Here is a 21848-nt window from a genome sequence, read left to right as displayed (position 1 = left end):
TTTTATTCGTTAAAAATTTTATTTGTCCACAGAAACAACTTGAGCGTTGTTCCAATCTTTTATGTAAGCGATTTTATTATCCTGAAAATCCACTTCCTTTAAAATATCGTTCTTCCAAAAAAACCATTTCCCTGAACGTACACCATTTTCATACCTTCCTGAAACAATTTTTTTACCCTCTACATTATACATAAACCATTGACCGTGTAATTCACCGTCAAGTAAAAAACCTGTTTGAGCTACTTCTCCATTGTCATGAAAATAAGTTGCCTTTACCATTTTACCTTCTTTTTCAAAAGTAGGCTTAATGTCTTGTGCATATATCTGTGCTGAAAATACTACTGCTAAAATTAATATTGCTTGCTTCATCATTTTGAGATTTAAATTGCGCTTCCTTTACATTAACGATACAAACATACAAATTATTTTACCTTAAATACATATTTAAGTAACAAATAATTTACATTAAATTTACATTAGAAATGTAACTATCTGATTTACATTTATATGTGTAATATTTATAGCTTCATTTACGAACCCGTAATAGACAGAAAAAATCGATAAGTTGGCCATATATCTCCGTTTTCACCATAAAATCTGTGTAAATATTGGTGTTACAAAAGAATTGAACTAATTACCTTTGCCAATCATAAAATAGGCACATGTATAGAAGTAATACCTGCGGCGAATTGAACGCTTCACACATAGGAAAAGAAGTGACCTTAAGTGGTTGGATTCAGAAAATAAGGGATAAAGGTTTTGTAGCATGGATAGATTTGAGAGATCGTTATGGCATTACCCAACTTGTTTTTGATGAGGATCGCACTTCTAAAGAACTACTTGAGTTGACCAGAACTTTAGGGCGGGAGACCGTAATTCAAATCAAGGGTGAAGTTATTGAACGTGCTTCTAAGAATAAAAATATTCCGACCGGGGAAATAGAGGTTTTGGTTTCAAAGTTAACCGTACTAAATGAGTCTTTATTGCCTCCCTTCACCATTGAAGATGAAACCGATGGCGGTGAAGATATTCGAATGAAATATCGGTATCTCGATATTCGTAGAAATCCGGTAAAAGAAAACCTCATCTTTAGGCATAAAGTCTCTATGGAAGTTAGAAAATACCTTTCTGACCAAGGGTTTATAGATGTTGAAACTCCTTACTTAATTAAATCCACTCCTGAAGGCGCAAGAGATTTTGTAGTGCCGAGTAGAATGAACGAAGGACAGTTTTATGCCCTCCCCCAATCTCCACAAACCTTTAAGCAATTATTGATGGTCGGTGGAATGGATAAGTATTTCCAGATTGTAAAGTGTTTCAGGGATGAAGATTTAAGGGCCGATAGACAGCCGGAATTCACCCAGATTGATTGTGAAATGGCTTTTGTTGAACAAGAAGATATCTTAAATACGTTTGAAGGATTGACCAAACATCTTTTGAAGGAAATTAAAGGCGTTGAGGTTGACAATTTCCCTAGAATGACATTTGATGAGGCCATGAGACGCTATGGAAACGACAAACCGGATATCCGTTTTGGAATGGAATTTGGCGAACTGAATGAAGTTGCCCAGCATAAAGACTTTAATGTCTTTAATTCTGCCGAACTCGTTGTGGGTATTGCGGTACCAGAGGGTAATTCTTATACCCGAAAAGAAATCGATAAGCTTACCGATTGGGTAAAAAGACCTCAAGTTGGTGCTTTGGGCATGGTGTATTGCAGATGCAATGAAGATGGCACTTATAAATCTTCGGTAGATAAATTTTATGACCAAGAAGACTTGGGTAAATGGGCAGAAGTTACCGGGGCGAACGCTGGTGATTTAATTTGTGTGTTATCTGGCGATGTAACTAAAGTAAGGGCCCAATTAAGTGCATTACGTATGGAAATGGCCGAACGTTTGGGGCTTCGAAAAGCTGATGAATTTACCCCGTTATGGGTCATCGATTTTCCATTGTTGGAACTTGATGAAGAAACTGGCAACTACCATGCCATGCACCATCCGTTTACTTCGCCAAAACCCGGACAATTGGAATTATTGGATACCAATCCTGGAGAGGTAAAAGCAAATGCTTATGATTTGGTCTTAAACGGTAATGAAATTGGCGGAGGTTCCATCCGTATTCATGATAAGGAAACCCAAGCTACCATGTTTAAACACCTCGGCTTTACAACAGAAGAGGCAAAGGCACAGTTTGGCTTTTTAATGGACGCATTTCAATACGGTGCCCCACCACACGGCGGTATTGCTTTTGGATTGGATAGACTGGTCTCTATACTTGGCGGACAGGAAACCATACGCGATTTTATTGCCTTTCCTAAAAACAACAGTGGTCGCGATGTGATGATTGATGCTCCTGCAAACCTTGATGAGGAACAGTTGAAAGAGCTAAATTTGAAGTTGGATTTGTAATAAAAGAGATTAGACCGCTTCGCTTCTAGACCTTAGAAAAAAGGCATCGTTTGCCTAAAAAATATTACTTAGTTTAATAGGGATATTCCTAAATTTATAAGGATGAAAAAGTGGGTAAAAATCTTATTGTTTTCCCTATTAGGTGTCACGTTATTAATAGTGGGAGTGATAGGCTTTGGCTACTATAAATATTGGGGGAAATTTAAAACTAATGAAGAAAAGTATCCTCACTATATTGGTTATATTGACCAAGAATCGGCCTTGTTAAATGACAAATATGAGTTATGCGGAGATAAACACATAGCTTTTACCTATAATGGAGCAGCGTACAGGGCTTATTATAAAAGCAAAAAAATATTTCGGAAAAATATCTTGAATGACTATCAAAATAAAGGATTTTCAGATTCTGGATATTTGAACTTTCGTTTTCTTGTAAACTGTGAAGGGCAAGCAGGCTGGTTCGAAGTCATTGAAATGAACCTAAATCTTGAAGAAAGAGAGCTTGAACCAGAAATGGTCAACCAACTCTTTAGCCTAACCGCAGAGGCGAGGCATTGGAACAAGTTAGACTATGAAGGAACGCCCTTAAATTATTACATGTACATCTCTTATCGTATAGAAAATGGTGAAATTGTTGAAATATTGCCTTAGTTATCTTTTTATAATCTTTGTGATTACTTCTTGTAATAATCCAAATGACGACCTCAACTCTGTTGAACGCAGAAAGTTGGCCGAAAAAGTATTTCAAGAAGGAGCTCATCTGCCACAGGGTTCTCCAAAAAGTATGACGAGAATTGAAAAGGCTATTTCAATAGATTCTACCTATGCCGAAGCATTAAGAGAACTTTCGTTAGCTTATCTCAAAAGGGGGATGCCCCATAAATGGAAACCTCAATTCGAAAAAGCCATTAAAGCAGACCCTAAAACATGGATTCCTTGGCGAGGGTATCTCTATTTGTATTTTTACCGTGATTATGACAAAGCCATTGCCGATTTTAATGCGTCTGACTCTTTAACTCCACATCTAGACTATCCTCAGGGCCATAGTGTAGATTTTTGGCGAGGCATAGCTTATTTAGGGCTTAAAGATTATGAAAACTCAATCAGCTATCTTGACAAACATATTAAAAAAGAAACTGAAGATACTGGAGAGGACTGGGTCGAGTTAGAAGCTTTTCTTTATCGAGGCATAGCCAGTTTTGAAGTAGGTGATTTTAAAAGAGCCGAAGAGGATTTTGATAAGATTCTAAATTATTTCAATAATTCGGCTGATGCAAAATATTATAAATCGAGACTATTTCTCCAACAGGGTAAGAACCAAGAAGCCCTTAAAATGATTGATGCAGCCATAGAGGATTTTAAAACTGGTTTTTTCAACCAATACCACTACGTTGAGTTACTACGTCAAATCTATTTATCAGACTTAGAAGAATTAAAATCTCAAATAAAAGGCTAATTTTAGATAAACTAGGTTCATAATAATGCCTAACACCAAAGGCTTACTAAAAAAGTTTCTAAAATGGCGATATAAAAACATCTCCAACAAAACTTTTGTGCATTTAATGAGCCTTGTTGTCGGTTTAATTTCTGGTCTGGCAGCGGTTACCCTAAAAAACCTAACCTTTTTTATTCAGGCATTATTAGAAAAAGGTATCGCAATTACAGAGAATCAACTATACTTCATATTACCCGTAATCGGCCTTACTTTGGTATATCTCTATGTAAAGTATGTACACAAGCATCCTTTAGGGCACGCGGTTTCTTCTATTCTATTCTCTTTGTCCAAAAACAAGGGCTTATTGGCAATTAAAAAAATATATACCCCACTGCTAACGGCACCATTGACAGTCGGTTTTGGAGGTTCGGTTGGTTTATTAGGCCCTGCGGTAGAATCTGGTTCTGCATTGAGCTCCAACATTAGCCGCTTATTTCATATTGATGCAAAGACACGTTCCCTTTTAATTGCGTGCGCCTCTGCCGGTGCAATTTCATCAATTTTTCAGTCGCCTATAGCGGCTATCGTTTTTGCCGTTGAGGTATTTAGCCTAGATTTTACAATGCTCTCCGTACTGCCCTTATTGCTGGCATCGATCTCTGGGGTATTAACATCCTATTTTTTCTTGGGCAACGAGGTGCTCTTTAATTTTAGTTTAACCGATGGTTTTGAGTTGAATGACACCTTGTTTTATGTTGTTCTTGGCGTAGGAACCGCTTTTGCATCTATCTACTTTACCAAGATGTACTTTTGGATACTTCAACTATTTAAACCACTTAAAAGCCCTAAATACAAACTGTTAGTTGGTGGAATCGCCATTGGTATCATGCTCTACTTTATTCCGCCTCTTTATGGTGAAGGTTTTGGCTTTATCAATAACCTTTTGGAAGGAAATCACATAAAAGCGCTAGGCAAAACTCCTTTTGACACCTATTTAGACAGTATTTGGGTCGTAATTTTATTATTGTTCGGCATTACCGTTTTTAAAGCCATTGCCATGACGACTACTTTTGCCGCAGGTGGTGCCGGTGGTGTTTTTATTCCTACAATGGTGATGGGGAGCGCTTTAGGCAATGTTGTTGCCAAAGTGATCAACAATCTTGGACTTGGGTTTGATGTTTCTGAAAGTAATTTTACCCTAATAGGAATGGCCGGACTTATCGCCGGGGTAATTCATGCCCCGTTGACCGCTATATTTCTTATTGCAGAAATTACCGGAGGTTATGAACTATTTGTTCCTTTGATGATTACAGCTTCCATATCATACCTTATCACAAAAAATACTTTAGATTACACCATTTACACCAAAGAACTCGTACAAAAAGGAGCTTTATTAACACATAATAAAGACCAGACGGTACTCACTCTAATGCAGTTAGATGATGTTATCGAAACAAATTTTAAACCCGTAAATCCAGAGATGACCTTAGGGGAAATGTTGCATAAATCAGTTTCAAAATCTACCCGTAATATTTTTCCCGTTTTGGACGGTGACAAGAAAATGGTAGGCATTGTGCTTTTAGATGATATACGAGAGTTCATGTTTAATACCGAAATGTACGAGACACTATTTGTCAAAGATGTCATGCATGCCCCACCAGAATATATTTTTTACGCTGAAGATTCCATGAAAAAGGTTATGTCTAAATTTCAAGATAGCGGGGCATGGAATTTACCCGTTATCAAAGAGGGAAAATACGTCGGTTTTATTTCAAAATCGAAATTGCTGACAGCCTACAGAAGAAAATTAATTAATTATTCCAGTTAATAATGAAGTTCAAACATCTTATCGTTTTAATAGTAATAGCATCTTTTACAGCAATAATTTACGGGTTTACCATAAAATCTCAAGACACCCTTTTGGCCAATAAGTTTATTGGCTCAGGTACTGTAGGACTCTTTCTTATTGCAATGCCTTTATTTCTTTACAAAGAGAGCAAAGGCAAAAAAATGAAAGATTATATGTTAACTAAGGAAAATATTGAAAAAATGCAGAAAAAAGAGCGCCAAAAGACTGGAAATCAATAATTATGACGAAAATTGCAGGCGATTTCATACGCTTCTTATGGAATTGTATTAATTTAGAGTCTCAACAATTATATTTTTTTAATGACTGGCACAGTAAAATTTTTCAACGAATCAAAAGGATTCGGTTTCATTACAAATGATGATACCGGACAAGACATTTTTGTTCATGCAACAGCATTGAACGGCATTCAATTAAATGAAGGCGACAAAGTAGAATACCAAGAAGAAGAAGGAAGAAAAGGAATGGTTGCTGCCCAAGTGCAGGTAATCTAATACAATATTGTACTTTATTACATGGTAAACCCTGGTCAACACTAGGGTTTTTTTATTTAGTTTAAATTACGTTTTTGAATAAAAAAACGTTTTAACAATTCAGAAGCCTCCTTTTCAAGAATACCTGAAACCACTTCTGTCTTGGGGTGAAGCGTAGTTCCCATTACGCTATATCCTCTTTCCAGATCTGAAGCTGCGTAAACAATTTTCGAGATTTGACTCCAATACAGGGCGCCAGCACACATTTGGCAAGGTTCTAGGGTTACATATAAAGTGCATCCCGTAAGGTACTTTCCACCTAAAAAATTAGCTGCCGAAGTAATGGCCTGCATTTCTGCATGAGCTGTAACATCATGTAGTTGTTCGGTAAGATTATGTGCTCTACCGATTATTCTATTTTTAGCTACGATTACCGCTCCTACAGGAACTTCTCCACGTTCAAAAGCCATTTCTGCCTCTTGCAGGGCTTTCTTCATAAAATAATTATCATCAAAAGGATTTTCCATACAATACCATAGAACATAAGACTTCAAAACTACAAATCTGAATGCAACATTAAGTGCTTAAATATGGGTATTTTTGCTTTTTACAGGCTTTGAAAAAACTTCTCAAAAATATTGAACTCCCTAATGACCTACGGCAATTGCAAAAAGAACAATTGCCCAAACTGGCCAAAGAATTGCGTGAATTTATAATTGATGTAGTTGCTACAAAAGAAGGCCACTTAGGAGCAAGTTTAGGTGTTGTGGAATTGACGGTTGCATTGCACTATGTTTTTGAAACCCCAAACGACAAACTGATTTGGGATGTGGGGCACCAAGCTTATGGGCATAAAATCTTGACTGGAAGAAAAGAAATTTTCGATACCAATCGGCAACTAAACGGCATAAGTGGTTTTCCAAAACGAAGTGAAAGTGCATATGACGATTTTAGTACGGGTCATAGTTCAACCTCTATTTCTGCTATTTTGGGTATGGCAATGGCCTCACAATTAAAAGGCGACACCCAAAAACAACACATTGCGGTAATCGGTGATGCATCAATAGCAAGCGGAATGGCTTTTGAAGGGCTCAACCATTTAGGGGTCACCAATGCCAATGTGCTCATTATTTTAAACGATAATGCCATAGGTATAGACCCCAGTGTCGGGGCATTAAAAAAATACCTGACCAACGTAAAAAAAGGTACTGCAAAAGAGGAGAATATCTTTGAATGCTTGAACCTTAATTACTCCGGTCCAATTGATGGGCACGATTTACCAGTTTTATTGAAAGAATTGGAGCGTTTAAAATCAATTCAAGGTCCTCGCCTTTTACACATCATTACCACCAAGGGTAAAGGGCTAAAAAAAGCCGAAGAAAATCAGGTAGCTTATCATGCTCCAGGAAAATTTGACAAACTCACCGGAGAACTAAAAAAGAAAAGTCCTCAGCAGCAACCGCCAAAATATCAAGATGTTTTTGGACACACTATAGTAGAATTGGCTAAAAAGAACAAAAATGTCATAGGCATCACCCCTGCCATGCCTACTGGAAGTTCTTTAAAATATATGATGGAAGAACTACCCGAAAGGGCTTTCGATGTAGGTATTGCAGAACAACACGCGGTTACCTTGGCTGCTGGCATGGCGGCAGAGGGATTGGTTCCTTTTTGCAATATCTATTCTACCTTTTTGCAACGTGCATATGATCAAGTCATACATGATGTCGCATTGCAAAACCTGCCCGTTATCTTCTGTTTAGACCGCGCCGGACTCGTAGGCCAAGATGGCCCTACCCACCATGGGGTTTTTGATTTGGCATATTTAAGGTGCATTCCCAATCTTATCATTTTTGCCCCTATGAACGAAGGTGAACTTAGAAATATCATGTATACTGCTCAAAAAGGACTTGAAGCTCCCATAGCCATTAGATATCCAAGAGGTAGGGGCACTACTATAGCGTGGAGAACATCTTTTTCTGAAATTGAAATTGGCACTGCAAAGCAGATAAAAAAAGGAAATAAAATAGCCGTTCTTTCATTAGGGCATATCGGAAATGAAGTTCAAAAAGCCATAGAAAATATTTCTAAGGCAGATACTATTGCGCATTATGATATGCGATTTGCAAAACCATTAGATTTGAATATACTAAAAAGCATATTCGAAAATTTTGAATATGTAATTACCATAGAAGACGGTTGTAAAATTGGTGGATTTGGTAGCGCAGTTTTGGATCAAGCAAATGTTTTAAACTATCAAGGCACTATTAAAGTTTTAGGTATTGATGATACCTTTGTACAACAAGGTACAGTCGAAGAATTATATGATATTTGTGGCCTCAATGCTAAAGCAATTAAAACATATCTTGAACAGTTTCAATAGAAACCTCTTAACACTACAAGTGCTTTTTATGCTTGGCGTTTTTTCTGTTGAAGCTCAAAACACGGTTCAAGACACTATTCCTTCAGATACGACCGAGATAGAAACCCATGTGATTCGATGGGAACAGAAAAAAATTAAAAACATCTTAAGGGGCGTTAAACTTAGAAGTCCTAAATATTCATTTAACGCTACGAAACCTTTATTAAAAAAGCCTAAAAAATTTGTGCCTACCTCTTTTTGGGATATTAAAAATGATTTCGGAATCAATCTTAACGAAGTAGCTTTTGTAAACTGGAATGCCGGTGGCGACAACTCTATTTCTGCACTAGGAAATCTGAACTTTGTCAGAAACTACAAATTCAGATATATCAATTGGGATAATGAACTTAGGCTCCGCTATGGAATAAATGCACAAGAAGGCAGAAAACTTCGCAAAACCGATGATCTAGTAAAACTATCTTCGACTTTTGGTTTTAGAAGAGATACCTTAAGCAGTTGGTACTATTCCGTTAAAATGAATTTCAACACCCAGTTTTCCAATGGTTTTAAGTACCCAGATCGAACCACGCCAATTTCGAGGTTTATGGCACCGGGCTATTTGTTTCTTGGTGCGGGAACATCCTATATACCTGAAGGAAAAAAATTTAATCTATACATTTCTCCATTTACGCAAAAAGCAACCTTCGTTTTAGACGAAAGACTTTCGCAACAAGGCGCGTTTGGCGTAGACAAGGGAGATTCGGTTTTTATGGAAGTTGGTTTTCTGATCACGAATACATGGGAAAAAGAAATATTCAAAAACGTTTCACTCAATCATAGAGTCAATCTCTACACCGACTACCTCAGAAGTTTTGGGAATGTTGATGTAGACTGGGAAATGGCATTTACCCTAACCGTAAACGAGAACGTAAAGGCAAATATAGGCACACATCTTATCTACGACGATGATATCAAATTTGATGAAGTTGTCGCTGATGACGGAACGATTACAGACCCCGGCGAACCGCGTATACAGTTCAGACAATTCTTGGGCGTAGGCTTTAATTATTCGTTTTAAAAATCTCAGTTATAATTGCTTCCCCATAAGTTTGTTATGTATGTAAACAGCAGCACTATCTGAAAGACTTGCCACAAAACAACTGGTATTTAAAAGTAGGTGATAAACCGTGGTATCTGTATTTTGATATTTTTCAGGCAAGGATCTGATTAACAATTTATCATAACTGGTCTCCTGACCCTCCTTTTTATTGATAAGTGCCGTGGTGTAAACTTCTAATATATCAGAGATAATTTTATACCCAGCAAGTTCCTTTTCCAAAACCTCTGAAGACTGATATATTTTTTGAATACTTAGATTTATAATATCCGTTATCTGCGCTTTATAGGCACTTTTATCCAATAGGGCAGAATCAAAATTACCTTTTAATATTTCGGTTTCGTTTTCTTCAAAAATACGCGTAGCGTCTTTGATCAAAGTACTAATGGCCAATGCCCTAAGATAACTCAGGCGGTCGCTCATAGAGCGCATCGCTTGATATTTCTTGGTGTTGATAGTATCTTTCACCAGCTTTATGAGGTATTCCAGGGCAAACTCCTCAGAAATAAAACCCAGGTTAATACCATCTTCAAAATCAATAATGGTGTAACAAATATCATCAGCAGCTTCGACCAAGAATGTAAGTGGATGTCGGTGATACCCGATTTCAGGATTATTCGTATTCTTTCTTAGGCCTAATTCATTCACAACATCTAAAAAAAAATCCTTTTCAGATTGAAAAAACCCAAATTTCTTATCGATAATATTTTTCGATGGTTTCTTGGGCAATGATTCTTTGGGGTATTTCATAAAAGCCCCGAGGGTGGCATAACTCAATCTTAGTCCGCCCTCAACGCCATTTCGAGATTCGTTAAGCAACTTAAAACCATTGGCGTTCCCTTCAAAATCTATGAGGTCTTGGTATTCTTTTGCAGATAGGGCTGCTTTATGTTTGCGCCCTTTACCAGATTTAAAGTAAGTTCCTATGGCTTTCTCACCGCTGTGCCCAAAAGGCGGATTACCAATATCATGTGCCAAACTAGCTGCCGCCACTATAGCCCCAAAATCATTAAACTGATATCCAAGCTTATCCTTTAATACAGGGTATTTGTGCAATAACATTCTACCAGCGACCCGACCCAGACTTCTACCTACAACGGATACTTCAAGACTATGCGTTAACCGGGTGTGAACGAACTCTTTTCTTGAACCAACGGTTATGGGCATAGGTACCACTTGGGTTTTGTCTTGCAAACTTCTAAAAGCCGAGGAGAAAATTATGCGGTCATAGTCCACCTCAAAACCGAGACGAGTTTCGTCCTGTTCTTTTCTAAGTCTCTTTGCGGTGTCTCCAAATCGTTTTAATGAAAGTAAGTCTTCCCAATTCATCTAGGGTATAATTTTATGCCAAGATAAGTTCCTTTGTCTTTTTAAGAGCTATTTTTACGGGGTATTTGGTAACATTTTATTAACCTATAAGCCAAATTATAATGGCATTTTTGCTTACTTTCAAGAATTAGTATGGGTGAGAATATCTACATTTTTATGGTTGTTGCACTTGGTCTTTTAGCAATAACCGACTTAGTTGTTGGCGTTAGTAACGATGCCGTTAATTTTTTGAATTCTGCCATAGGTTCGAAAGCCGTCACTTTTAGAACTGTAATGATTGTTGCAAGTTTAGGTATTGCACTTGGGGCAATGTCTTCTAGTGGTATGATGGAAGTAGCTAGAAAAGGTATTTTCAACCCGGGAGAATTTGTTTTCGAAGAAATCATGTTCATTTTTATGGCCGTAATGATTACCGATATTCTGCTCCTCGATTTTTTTAATACCCTCGGTATGCCAACCTCTACGACGGTATCCATCGTATTCGAACTATTAGGGGCCGCTGTGGCGATCTCGCTCATTAAAATCTACGGAATCGAAGGAAGCTTTTCTGACCTCAACAATTATATAAATACCGAGAAAGCCACCCAAATTATTTTCGGAATTTTGCTTTCGGTCTTTATCGCCTTTACCATAGGGGCAATAGTGCAATTTATTTCAAGGGTTCTCATCTCTTTTCAATATAAAAACCAACCAAAATGGGTGGAGTCTATTTTTGGTGGTCTAGCGATAACTGCCATTATTTACTTTATCATCGTAAAAGGGCTTAAGAGCGCCGCTATTTTTGATGAATCTATAATCCAGTTCATTAGCGAATCTCCAGAGCTGTTCATTGTTGGTAATTTATTTTTTTGGACATTGCTTTCTTGGGTTTTTTCAACATTTTTAAAATGGAATATCTATACGGTCGTTATTATTTTGGGCACCTTTGCCCTAGCCATGGCCTTCGCCGGTAATGATCTTGTAAATTTTATTGGGGTGCCAATTGCAGCGCTTCAGTCTTTTCAAGATTGGCAAGGTTCAGGAATCGCTGCGTCTGAATTCAATATGCAAGGTTTATCCGCAGCGGTAAGAACACCAACATTGTTATTGCTTTTATCTGGTGGCATTATGGTCGTAACCTTATGGTTTTCTTCAAAAGCAAAAAGTGTCGTGAAAACCAGTGTTGATCTTGCAAGGCAAGATGAGGGCGATGAAAGATTTCAGCCCAACTTTATTTCACGGCAAATCGTAAAACTTAGTGTTTCTGCTTTTGAAGGTTTCTCCACAATTTTGCCTGTTAGCCTAAAAAATAAAATAGATAAACGATTTGCAGTACCCTATACCTATGTTCCGAAAAGTAAGGTGCAAGATCTTCCCGCTTTCGATTTGGTACGGGCGGCCGTAAACTTAATGGTTGCCAGTGTATTGATATCAATTGCAACTTCAATGAAATTGCCACTTTCCACTACTTATGTGACCTTTATGGTCGCCATGGGAACTTCTTTAGCAGATCGTGCTTGGGGGGCCGAAAGTGCCGTATATCGAGTTGCCGGGGTACTTAATGTTATAGGCGGATGGTTTTTTACGGCGTTTAGTGCTTTTACCGCCGCCGCTATCATTGCCACCATACTTCATTTTGGTGGTTTTATCGCCTTGATTATTCTATTGATTCTAGCGGCTATTTTATTGTTGCGAAACTATATGGCCCATAATAGGAAAACAAAGGTTACCAAGGCGGAAGATAGCTTGAGAAGAGCTGAAAGTAGCTCTATTCAAGGGGTTATAGAGGAAAGTGCCGATAATATAGGCAATGTTATAAAACGAAGTAACAAGATTTATACAAGCTCTATTAACGGTCTCGCTAAACACAACATCGATGATCTTAAAAAGAATAAAAAAGGAATGTCCAAACTCTCGAAAGAGGTTGATGGCCTTCAAGATAATATCTATTATTTTATTAAAAACTTAGATGACTCAAGCGTCGGTGGGGCAAGTAATTTTTACATTGTTATGTTAGGTCATTTGCAAGATTTGGCGCAGTCACTGGAATACATTGCCAAAATCAGTTACACCCATGTCAACAACAATCACCGTAAGCTAAAGTATAACCAAATCAAGGAACTAAAAGATTTGGACAATAATTTAGAGGCCCTTTTAAAGGACAGTACTGATATATTCGGCAGTAGAAACTTTCAAAATATTGGAACCCTTCTCAATAAAAAGCAAGAATATTTCGATTTGGTTTCGGACAAAATAGAGAAACAGGTTGCCAGAACCCGTACTGAAGAGTCGAGTCCAAAAAACACTTCGTTATACTTCTCACTTCTAACCGAAAGTAAGGATATGATTGAGGCTACCATGAAGCTTTTAGAGCTATATTATACAGAACATGATAGCTCTGTTGAGCCTGCCAGAATTGAAAAATAATTTTAGACCTATGCGGTTTTCGTTACTGTTTTTTGCTTTCGCTTTTTACACGGTTTCATATACCCAAGAAATTTCAGGAGATGAACTCTTAAATAAAGCTATAGAATTTCATGACCCTAAAGGGAATTGGCCCACCTTTAAAGGCGGATTTCAAGTTACTATGGAAACCCCTAATTCTAGTGACAGAGTTAGTAAAATCCATCTAAATTTACCTAGGCAAGAATTTGTATTGGATGTAGTCAAAGAAAATGATTCTTATGCCTACCTCATTGAAAAAGATAGCTGCGGCATTTCTTTAAACGGTAGCTCAAAAATTAATGAGAAGGATATTAAAAGACTTCGATTAAGCTGCGAACGTGGTATGATGATGAAAGATTATTATACTTACTTGTATGGTCTGCCCATGAAATTAAAAGACCCTGGAACAATTGTAGAACCCAAGGTAGAAAAAAGAACCTTTAAAGGAAAAGAATATCTTGTCTTAAAAGTAAATTATTCAGAAGGAGTGGGTAAGGACACATGGTATTTTTATTTTGACCCAAGCACTTTTGCCATGGAAGTTTACCAGTTCTTCCATGACGAAACAAAAAACGATGGAGAATACATTCTACTTAAAGGTCTAGAAAATGTTCATGGAATAAATATGCCCATGTCAAGAGCTTGGTATTACAACAAAGATGACAAATATTTGGGTACTGATATCCTGTCTCAAAAATGATTACAGGTAGCTATTCAGCCTCAAAAATAGCATCAATTCTAGCTATGACATCTTCATAGTGATACCTTGTTTCTCTGTTAATGCTACCATTTTTAGCCGATTTCAATTTGGTTTTTAATGCTTTTAGCTCTCCCCTTACCAAAGCTCTCACATCTGAAGTATTGGTATTATAAGCTATTTGTCCTTCAAAACCCGGTCGCCCAAACCTATTGGGTTGCTGCTCTTCGGTCATTAGATAAGCCATTCTGTCCACATAGGAACGCTGTAAATTTCTTCGGTACAAATCAACACTGGTTCCCCTAAGGGTTTCTTTCCAAAGTCCATTTCTTAAGTCTACGAGCATTTGTAGCGCACTATAGTACGATTCATTTAAACTTTCTGCATCAATAAGTCTTCCCAATCGCTCAAAACTTAATAATGAGTTCAATTGCCGTACTTGTAACCTTCGAACTTTTTCAAAATATCCGGCATGGTCAATGTTCTGTAAAATTGCCTTATCTAAAATCCATTCAGGCGTTTCAAAAATATTCGTATGCAGCCATTTTATAGCCTGTTTTTGACCTGCAGCATCAAAATTAGAGTATACAGGCCCCTCTTGCTCGGGGGTTTTAATATTCTCGAAAACACCACCAACCGTATTGGTAACATGACCCGCATATCTGCTATAAACTCCTAACAACTCCCCATATAATTCTTCCAAATCTTGGTAATCATTAGTTACATCTGACGTCCAACTTGGTAAATTGGCCGCAACATATTTTAAATTTTTCAAACCATAAGTACTCGCTTTGATAGGATCATCACCGATGCATTCGGTTTGTGATTGAGGGTCAAAACGACTGGACTGTCTACCGAATTTATATTTAGGGTCATCTGCTTTTTCTAACACCCAAGAATTGAGAATTGGTCTTTCGGCATCTGCATTCTCTTCAGATAACCACCGATACCCCCAATTTACCGCATAGTGGTCATACGGCCCCATTTGACGCACAAATCGTATATTTTCATCCCCTGGCTGAGCTATATAGTTATAGCGCGCATAATCCATAATACTTGCAGCTATCCCGTTTTTTTGGGTAAACGCTCCATTTCTAAGTGAATCTACAGGATAGGCATAACTGGCCGCCATATTGTGCGGAAAACCAAGTGCATGACCCACCTCATGCGCAATCACCATACGCATCATTTCACCGATTTCCTCTTCTGAGGTATTTAAGGTTCTAGCTGAAGGATTTGCCGCTCCGGTCTCTAATAAATACCGATTACGATAACTCCGTAAATGATTGTGGTACCAAATAATATCACTTTCTATGATTTCTCCACTTCTGGGGTCTGAAACACTTGGGCCAACTGCGTTTCTCGTCGTACTTGCGACATAACGAACAACAGAATACCTTATATCTTCAGGGCTAAATTCAGGATCCTCTTCTTTTGTTGGCACGTCTTTGGCAATAATCGCATTTTTAAAACCTGCTGTTTCAAAAGGTTTTTGCCAGTCTTCTATGCCTTGTTTTATATAAGACTGTAAATTTTCAGGTGTGCCAGGGTCTAAATAATATACTATGGGCTTTATGGGCTCCACCAATTCTCCTCTAGCATAGGCTTCGGGATCTTTTGGTTCTAAACGCCATCTTCGTATATATGTTTTTCGGTCTGCTTTGAGGGCTTCACTCCCATAATCGTACTGAGAAACAGTAAAAAATCCGACCCTAGGATCATAGATTCTTGGTTGCATAGGGTCTTCTGGCAGTAGAATCATAGACTGATTCATTTGAATACTTATCGACTGGGTGCTTCTAAAACTTGGTGGCTCTGAGGCGTCATACGTAAAATCTTGCTTTACTTCAACGTTCTGCGGAAAGCTTTTTATGCTATTGATAAAGCTTCTTGAACCATCTAATTTTTTGACTTTATAGTCTTTTCTGAGTCTAGCCGAGAGCCCACTTATAGCCGCGATATCTGATGTAAAAAATTTCGTGACATCAATTACTGCCGCAGATGAATCAGCATTAAAAGCCTTGATATCAAAAGCATGTAAAGTAGGTTCGTAATTATTTACTTTTACCGAATTACTGATAGCTTTGGTACTATCGGCAACATTTACAAAAGACTTTGATTTTAATAGAATTTTATCTCGAAAGCGTACCCAATGCACCACTTGTTCGTTTGTTTTGGAGCCGGCATTTACATAGCCACCCCCCAAGCCATTTTGTAGCTGGGCGATACGACTTACCCAAAGCATGTCTTTGTTAAGCTGCTCAAAAGGAATTTCATAGAAATAGTCTTCTGCAATTCGATGGATAGTAAATACACCCTCGTCTGAAACTGCCTCCTTTGTAATGACCTTGGCATAAGGCTTTATTCCATTATTAGATTTTGGTTTTGATACCGACTCTGTAGTTTCTTTCGATTTTTTCTTTTTGGTTTTCTGAGCTTGAATTGGGTTGCAAAGCACCAGTGACAGCAAAGCAAGTGCGTAAAGTGTTTTGTTCATCTAATTTTGAATTTTAATGAAGATAAACATATAAAAGCTTAAACAAAAAACGAGCTTTTTAGAAATATGGGATAAACTAAAACTTTAACAGAATTACCTATAAAAATTCATCTCATCCATATATTTCCATACCGAGTCGGGCAACATGGGTTTAATATTCATTCCTAGGGCATGCTGCTTTCTTATAAATGTTGAAGAGATCTCAATAATTGGTGCAGCTACTTTATGAATTTTAGGGTGGTCTTTAAATTGGTGGTCTATTTCCTTATCAGAAATTCTTGGATAAACATATAAATGATAATTCTCTAGAATTACCTCATAATTTTTCCACTTGTGAAAGCTTTTTAAGTTATCCTCGCCCATTATTAGTGAAAATTGATAGCCTGTTTTATACTCATCTTCTAAATAGGCCAAAGTATTAACTGTAAAATTGGGTTGAGGCAAATCGAACTCGATTTTACTAGGCTTTAGTTTAGGATAATCGGCAGTGGCTTCAAAAACCATCTGATACCTATGATGATTGTCCAACAGGGATTTCTTTTTCTTAAATGGACTTTGGGGTGTAATGATAAGCCAAACTTCATCTAAATCTGAAAACTCAGCCATGTGGTTGGCGATAATCAGATGCCCTACATGTATGGGATTAAATGTTCCGAAATATAGGCCAACCTTTTTCATCACTCCTCTTCTTGAGAATTTTTATAGGTAGCACCCACATAATCGGCAACCAATTGATGGGCTTCCTTTAAAGCAATGTCTAAATCATAATTCTTAATGATTTCATCAAACTGAGGAGCAGTTGCCAATTCTACAGAAGCCTTGGCGACTCGCATATTGATCTTATCATCACTCTCCGTACTGCGTTTTTTTAGTCTAATTTTTAATTCGTCTACACTGGGCGGTTTTACGAATACCGCCAAAGTCTGTTCTGGAAACTTCTTTTTAATTCGAAGTCCGCCTACAACATCAATATCAAAAATAACATTTTTACCCTCAGCCCAAAGTCGTTCTACCTCACTCTTTAGAGTACCATAAAAACTGTCTCTATAAACTTCTTCCCATTCTAAAAAGTCATCATTTTTAATATGCTTTTTAAACTCATTGGCGGTTATAAAGTAATAATTAACACCATCTTTTTCCTTACCGCGACGAGGACGTGAGGTGGCAGAAACCGAAAACGCCAAGTTTAATTCTGGCTGGTTTAATAAATGGCGAACAATGGTTGTCTTACCACTCCCTGATGGAGCCGAAAATATAATAAGCTTGCCTCCCTTACTCATAAAACATTAAGCATTTGTTCCTTAATCTTTTCTAATTCGTCTTTCATTTGCACTACAAGTTGCTGCATAGGTGCGAAGTTCGCTTTTGATCCTATAGTATTGATTTCCCTACCTATTTCTTGAGAAATAAATCCTAGTTTTTTTCCATTGGAATCAGCGGAATCAATTGTAGTTTCAAAATATTCCAAATGGTTTGCCAAACGTACTTTTTCTTCGGTAATATCATACTTTTCTAGATAGTAAATAAGTTCTTGCTCAAAACGGTTCGCATCTAATTCTACCTTTAAATCGGCTACGGCTTTTTCAAGGCGCTCACGAATGGTATCCAAACGTTCCGTGTCCATTTCCTTAACTTGACCCAATAGACTTGATAAAGTTTTTAACCTATTTTTAAAGTCTTCTTCGAGCACGTTACCCTCTTCTGTTCTAAAAATATTGATGGCCTTTAAAGCTTCGACCAAAGCAGTTTTTATCGCGCTATATTCTTTTGGATCAATATCACTTTTATCCGTTTTTAGGGTATCTGGCATTTTAAGCGCCATTTCCAGTAATTTAACTTCGTCTCCTTTCGCAATGGCCCGTAATTGCTCCATATATTTCTTGACCATAGCTACGTTTACTTCAGCTGTTGTTTCATCACCTGTTAATTCTATGTAGAGGCTAAAGTCAACTTTACCGCGTATTAAGGATTCTGAAATCAATTTTCGAAGCTCCAATTCCTTTTCTCTATACGCTTGTGGTATTCTAGCGTTGATATCTAGGTTTTTGCTGTTTAGAGACTTAAGTTCAATAGTGATTTTTTTTGACGGAAGCTGTACAACATGCTTCCCATAACCGGTCATGGATTGAATCATATAAGATGATTAAATTTTGGCAAAGGTAGGGCAAATCGAAGATTTGCAGTTTAAAGTTTAAAGTTTATGTGCTAGTTCAGCATAAATTCATTCAGAAGTATTTTCAAGTAATTTTCACCATTAATACGCTATGCTATAAAATCAGCTCCATTCGAATCATCATTAAGTTTTAGGGTAGCGAAACCATAATCGGCCAAAACAGAGGAAAACTTTTGAAAGTTATATGTCTCTTTTTGTTTGGCGTTTAAGTTGGCGTATTGTATCCTGTCTTTCTTTGAAAACATTTAAACCATTATAACTCTCGCACCCAAATATTACGATAACTTACTCGGCTGTTGTCTCTATGATCTTGCAAAACTATGGGTGCCTTACCATGCGCTTCATAATTTGGCCAGCCTATGTATTTAATAATGCCTTCAATTTCAAAATGGTCTTGTATAAGTACCCCGTTGTGAAGTACGGTTACATAAGCAGGCTTACTAAGTGCTTCCTCCTTAAATTCTGGGGCATGAAAAATAATATCATAAGAATTCCACTCTCCCGTCGGTTTCGATGCCATCGCCAGAGGTACCGACTGTTTGTAAACAGAACCTACTTGACCATTGGTGTATGTTGGATTGTCATTATTATCTAAAATCTGAATCTCATAACGTTGCTGTATAAAAACACCGCTGTTTGCTCTGGCCTGACCTTCATTCATGATTTGCAAGGGAGATTTCCATTCTAGATGCAGCTGAATACTGCCAAAATTTCTTTTCGTCTGTATGTTACCCGATTTATCTTTTACGGTCATACTATCATCCTTATTTATTTCCCATTTTGCTGCTGTGCTATCCGCTGCACTAATCCATTCATCCAAATTAGTTCCATCAAAAAGTACAATAGCATCGCTTGGCAATCCACTAGAATCAACTGTTACTTTCGGAGGGACTGGCTCATAAATCTCTGTTGCCTCAGGGGTGGTAGGTTCTTCTCCTTGATATTTTTCGTTTGAATTTTCCTCAATGGAGTTTGCCTTCTCTTCACTTGTCTTATTGGTATTCTCTTGACAACCTGAAAGAACAAAAAGTACTCCTAAAACTATGATGCCGTATCTCATTTGCTATAATTCTTTAATTTTTATATTTCGGTAGGCTACAATATCACCATGATCTTGCAAACCTATCTTACCTGTTTTATACTTCCCAAAACCATCCCATGTGGCAAATTTAGAGTCGGATACCATTTCATCCCAAAGAGGTCCGTTTACAGGGAATCTTCCTATCTCCTTGCCGTTTAGAACAACACTGCCTTCGTTGGTATTATGATTAACTGTTAACACACAGGTATTCCATTCCCCTGCAGGTTTCACAGCTTGTGAATCACTAGGAGGAACCATATCGTAAAGGGCACCCGCCTGACGAGTAGGACCGTTTTTAGCATCGGGATGCCTTTCATTATCAAGAACCTGAATTTCTGGACCTGTTTCATAAGGTTGTCCGTATTTTTCATCTTCTAGAATTCCCCAAAAAATACCACTATTTCCTCCTTCAGAAATCTTCCATTCCAAAGAGAGTGTAAAATTGGTATACTCATTATCCGTAACAATGTTATAGCTTTCTCCATCTCTTTCTTTAGGTGGGTAAAAAACCATTGCCCCGTCTTCGATTTTCCATGGGTTGGTGACCTCTGAAGCCCTATAATAATGCCATCCGTCAAATGAGGTTCCGTCAAAAATAGAAATCCATTCAGACTTACTTATTACGAATGGGTCTTCTTCTGAAAGTACTTCTCTTTCTATATCAGTTGCTTTTTGTTTCTCTTTACAAGAGAGGGTCATCAACATTACAATAGTGAAAATTGCTAAATTTTTCATGTATTTTACTTTTCCGCTAAAATTAGAAATCAAGACCTCAGTATCTATTTTTTTTCTACGAACGACATCTCTAAAGAGTATTAGGGAACTAAATACCTAATATCTTCTTTAATACTTCTTTATCGATATCTCCACCGGCGAAATCATCAAAGGTCTTTTGAGTGGCTTCAATAATATGATCTTGAATAAACTTCGCACCCTCTCGCGCACCTTGTTCAGGACTTTTAATGACACATTCCCATTCCATTACTGCCCAAACATCACATCCATACTGTGTTAGTTTTGAAAAGATGGTTTTGAAATCAATTTGACCATCACCTAAAGAACGGTACCTCCCGGCACGGTCTTGCCAATCGTTATATCCACCAAAAGCACCTTTTTTTCCCGTAGGGTTAAACTCAGAATCTTTTACATGAAAAGACTTAATGAATTCATGGTAATGGTCTATGTATGTAATATAGTCTAGCTGTTGCAATACAAAATGACTTGGGTCATAGAGTATATTTACACGCTTATGATTATTCGTGGCCGCCAAAAAGCGTTCAAAAGTATCCCCATCATGCAAATCTTCACCCGGATGTATTTCATAACAGACATCTACCCCTTCTTCATCAAAATGGTTGAGAATGGGCATCCAACGTTTGGCCAGTTCTTTAAAACCCATTTCAACAAGACCAGCAGGGCGTTGAGGCCAAGGATGCATGGTATGCCATAACAATGCTCCAGAAAATGTAGCGTGAGCGGTTATGCCTAATCTTCTACTTGCCGTTGCGGCTTTTTTCACCGTTTCAACGGCCCACTCTGTACGCTCTTTTGGTTTCCCCTTTAATTGATCGGGCGCAAAATTATCGAACATTAAATCATATGCGGGATTAACTGCGACCAACTGTCCCTGAAGATGTGTAGATAGTTCAGTAATCTCAAGACCATACGAGTTTATTTTACCCTTTAACTCATCGCAATAATCTTGACTCTCGGCCGCTTTATCCAAATCTATTAGAAAAGATTCCCATGTCGGTATTTGTATGCCCTTATACCCCAAATCTGAAGCCCATTTACACATTCCGTCCAATGTGTTAAAAGGAGCTTTACTGTCTACAAATTGTGCTAAAAATACTGCGGGACCTTTAATTGTCTTCATTACTATTACTTTTTTAAGTTTTGGGTTTTGCTAAAAAAAATGCCGATTATACCCTATATTTAAGAAATAAATAATGGCTTTCTTACCTTATTCTCATGAAAGCTAT

At 37.6% G+C, this 21848-nt stretch carries 21 protein-coding genes; 10 read left to right on the top strand and 11 right to left on the bottom strand.

All coding sequences use genetic code 11. From position 1 onward, the window contains the following. Positions 1 to 18: 18 nt before the first annotated feature. Complete coding sequence (locus tag ACZ1GR_RS11255; RefSeq protein ID WP_472609069.1) at positions 19 to 372, bottom strand: toxin-antitoxin system YwqK family antitoxin; 354 nt, start codon at positions 370 to 372, stop codon at positions 19 to 21. A gap of 290 nt (positions 373 to 662) precedes the next feature. Between ACZ1GR_RS11255 and aspS the strand changes: the two genes are divergently transcribed. The 6 genes from aspS (at position 663) to ACZ1GR_RS11225 (ending at position 6207) form a co-directional block, all read left to right on the top strand. Then, positions 663 to 2411 carry an aspartate--tRNA ligase gene (gene aspS / locus ACZ1GR_RS11250; RefSeq protein ID WP_472609068.1) on the top strand — a complete coding sequence of 583 codons (1749 nt, stop codon included), beginning with the start codon at positions 663 to 665 and terminating at the stop codon, positions 2409 to 2411. A 102-nt stretch (positions 2412 to 2513) separates the two neighbouring features. Then, positions 2514 to 3062 (top strand): hypothetical protein, encoded by a 549-nt coding sequence (locus tag ACZ1GR_RS11245; protein WP_472609067.1) that lies wholly within the window; start codon positions 2514 to 2516, stop codon positions 3060 to 3062. Next, positions 3034 to 3867 carry a tetratricopeptide repeat protein gene (locus ACZ1GR_RS11240; protein WP_472609066.1) on the top strand — a complete coding sequence of 278 codons (834 nt, stop codon included), beginning with the start codon at positions 3034 to 3036 and terminating at the stop codon, positions 3865 to 3867. Before ACZ1GR_RS11245 ends, ACZ1GR_RS11240 begins: the two co-directional genes overlap by 29 nt. 25 nt (positions 3868 to 3892) lie before the next feature. After that, complete coding sequence (locus ACZ1GR_RS11235) at positions 3893 to 5674, top strand: chloride channel protein (protein WP_472609065.1); 1782 nt, start codon at positions 3893 to 3895, stop codon at positions 5672 to 5674. A gap of 2 nt (positions 5675 to 5676) precedes the next feature. Then, entirely contained in the window at positions 5677 to 5934 is a 258-nt protein-coding gene (locus ACZ1GR_RS11230; protein ID WP_377766816.1) for a hypothetical protein, read from the top strand. Between the two features lie 81 nt (positions 5935 to 6015). Beyond that, the gene (locus ACZ1GR_RS11225) at positions 6016 to 6207 is read left to right on the top strand and encodes a cold-shock protein (RefSeq protein WP_339335688.1); all 192 of its coding nucleotides are present in this window, start codon (positions 6016 to 6018) and stop codon (positions 6205 to 6207) included. 56 nt (positions 6208 to 6263) lie between these two features. Here ACZ1GR_RS11225 and ACZ1GR_RS11220 read toward each other — a convergent pair whose 3' ends face one another. After that, on the bottom strand, positions 6264 to 6713 hold the full coding sequence (locus tag ACZ1GR_RS11220) for a nucleoside deaminase (RefSeq protein WP_377766817.1): 450 nt from the start codon (positions 6711 to 6713) through the stop codon (positions 6264 to 6266). 89 nt (positions 6714 to 6802) lie between these two features. On the opposite strand from ACZ1GR_RS11220, the gene ACZ1GR_RS11215 reads away from it, so the two are divergent. Beyond that, on the top strand, positions 6803 to 8569 hold the full coding sequence (locus ACZ1GR_RS11215; protein WP_472609064.1) for a 1-deoxy-D-xylulose-5-phosphate synthase: 1767 nt from the start codon (positions 6803 to 6805) through the stop codon (positions 8567 to 8569). Beyond that, entirely contained in the window at positions 8553 to 9626 is a 1074-nt protein-coding gene (locus ACZ1GR_RS11210; protein ID WP_472609063.1) for a DUF3078 domain-containing protein, read from the top strand. Before ACZ1GR_RS11215 ends, ACZ1GR_RS11210 begins: the two co-directional genes overlap by 17 nt. Positions 9627 to 9635: 9 nt before the next feature. On the opposite strand, the gene dgt is transcribed toward ACZ1GR_RS11210, so the two are convergent. Further along, complete coding sequence (gene dgt / locus ACZ1GR_RS11205; RefSeq protein ID WP_472609062.1) at positions 9636 to 10994, bottom strand: dGTP triphosphohydrolase; 1359 nt, start codon at positions 10992 to 10994, stop codon at positions 9636 to 9638. A gap of 132 nt (positions 10995 to 11126) precedes the next feature. Between dgt and ACZ1GR_RS11200 the strand changes: the two genes are divergently transcribed. Continuing rightward, positions 11127 to 13400, top strand: coding sequence for an inorganic phosphate transporter (locus ACZ1GR_RS11200; protein ID WP_472609061.1), 2274 nt, complete (start codon positions 11127 to 11129; stop codon positions 13398 to 13400). 10 nt (positions 13401 to 13410) lie between these two features. Continuing rightward, on the top strand, positions 13411 to 14118 hold the full coding sequence (locus ACZ1GR_RS11195) for a DUF6503 family protein (RefSeq protein WP_472609060.1): 708 nt from the start codon (positions 13411 to 13413) through the stop codon (positions 14116 to 14118). 10 nt (positions 14119 to 14128) lie between these two features. On the opposite strand, the gene ACZ1GR_RS11190 is transcribed toward ACZ1GR_RS11195, so the two are convergent. From ACZ1GR_RS11190 to ACZ1GR_RS11155, 8 genes are all read right to left on the bottom strand, one after another. Further along, positions 14129 to 16612: a zinc-dependent metalloprotease gene (locus ACZ1GR_RS11190; RefSeq protein WP_472609059.1), complete on the bottom strand. Its 2484-nt coding sequence runs from the start codon at positions 16610 to 16612 to the stop codon at positions 14129 to 14131. 93 nt (positions 16613 to 16705) lie between these two features. Continuing rightward, positions 16706 to 17290, bottom strand: coding sequence for a nicotinate (nicotinamide) nucleotide adenylyltransferase (nadD, locus tag ACZ1GR_RS11185; protein ID WP_472609058.1), 585 nt, complete (start codon positions 17288 to 17290; stop codon positions 16706 to 16708). Continuing rightward, a complete protein-coding gene (gmk, locus tag ACZ1GR_RS11180) occupies positions 17290 to 17892 on the bottom strand; it encodes a guanylate kinase (RefSeq protein ID WP_472609057.1) in 603 nt (200 codons plus the stop codon). Before gmk ends, nadD begins: the two co-directional genes overlap by 1 nt. Then, positions 17889 to 18746: a YicC/YloC family endoribonuclease gene (locus tag ACZ1GR_RS11175; protein WP_472609056.1), complete on the bottom strand. Its 858-nt coding sequence runs from the start codon at positions 18744 to 18746 to the stop codon at positions 17889 to 17891. Before ACZ1GR_RS11175 ends, gmk begins: the two co-directional genes overlap by 4 nt. 128 nt (positions 18747 to 18874) lie before the next feature. Beyond that, a complete protein-coding gene (locus tag ACZ1GR_RS11170; protein ID WP_472609055.1) occupies positions 18875 to 19030 on the bottom strand; it encodes a hypothetical protein in 156 nt (51 codons plus the stop codon). Positions 19031 to 19038: 8 nt separating this feature from the next. Then, positions 19039 to 19845, bottom strand: a complete 807-nt coding sequence (locus ACZ1GR_RS11165) for a 3-keto-disaccharide hydrolase (protein ID WP_472609054.1) — start codon at positions 19843 to 19845, stop codon at positions 19039 to 19041. Positions 19846 to 19848: 3 nt separating this feature from the next. After that, positions 19849 to 20601, bottom strand: coding sequence for a 3-keto-disaccharide hydrolase (locus ACZ1GR_RS11160; protein WP_472609053.1), 753 nt, complete (start codon positions 20599 to 20601; stop codon positions 19849 to 19851). 88 nt (positions 20602 to 20689) lie between these two features. Next, positions 20690 to 21742 (bottom strand): sugar phosphate isomerase/epimerase family protein, encoded by a 1053-nt coding sequence (locus ACZ1GR_RS11155; protein ID WP_472609052.1) that lies wholly within the window; start codon positions 21740 to 21742, stop codon positions 20690 to 20692. Between the last annotated feature and the right edge of the window lie 106 nt (positions 21743 to 21848).

The sequence above is a fragment of the Croceitalea sp. W27 genome (assembly GCF_055693185.1).
Note: the sequence above shows the minus strand (reverse complement) of the source record. Positions and strands in the feature narration are given on the sequence as shown.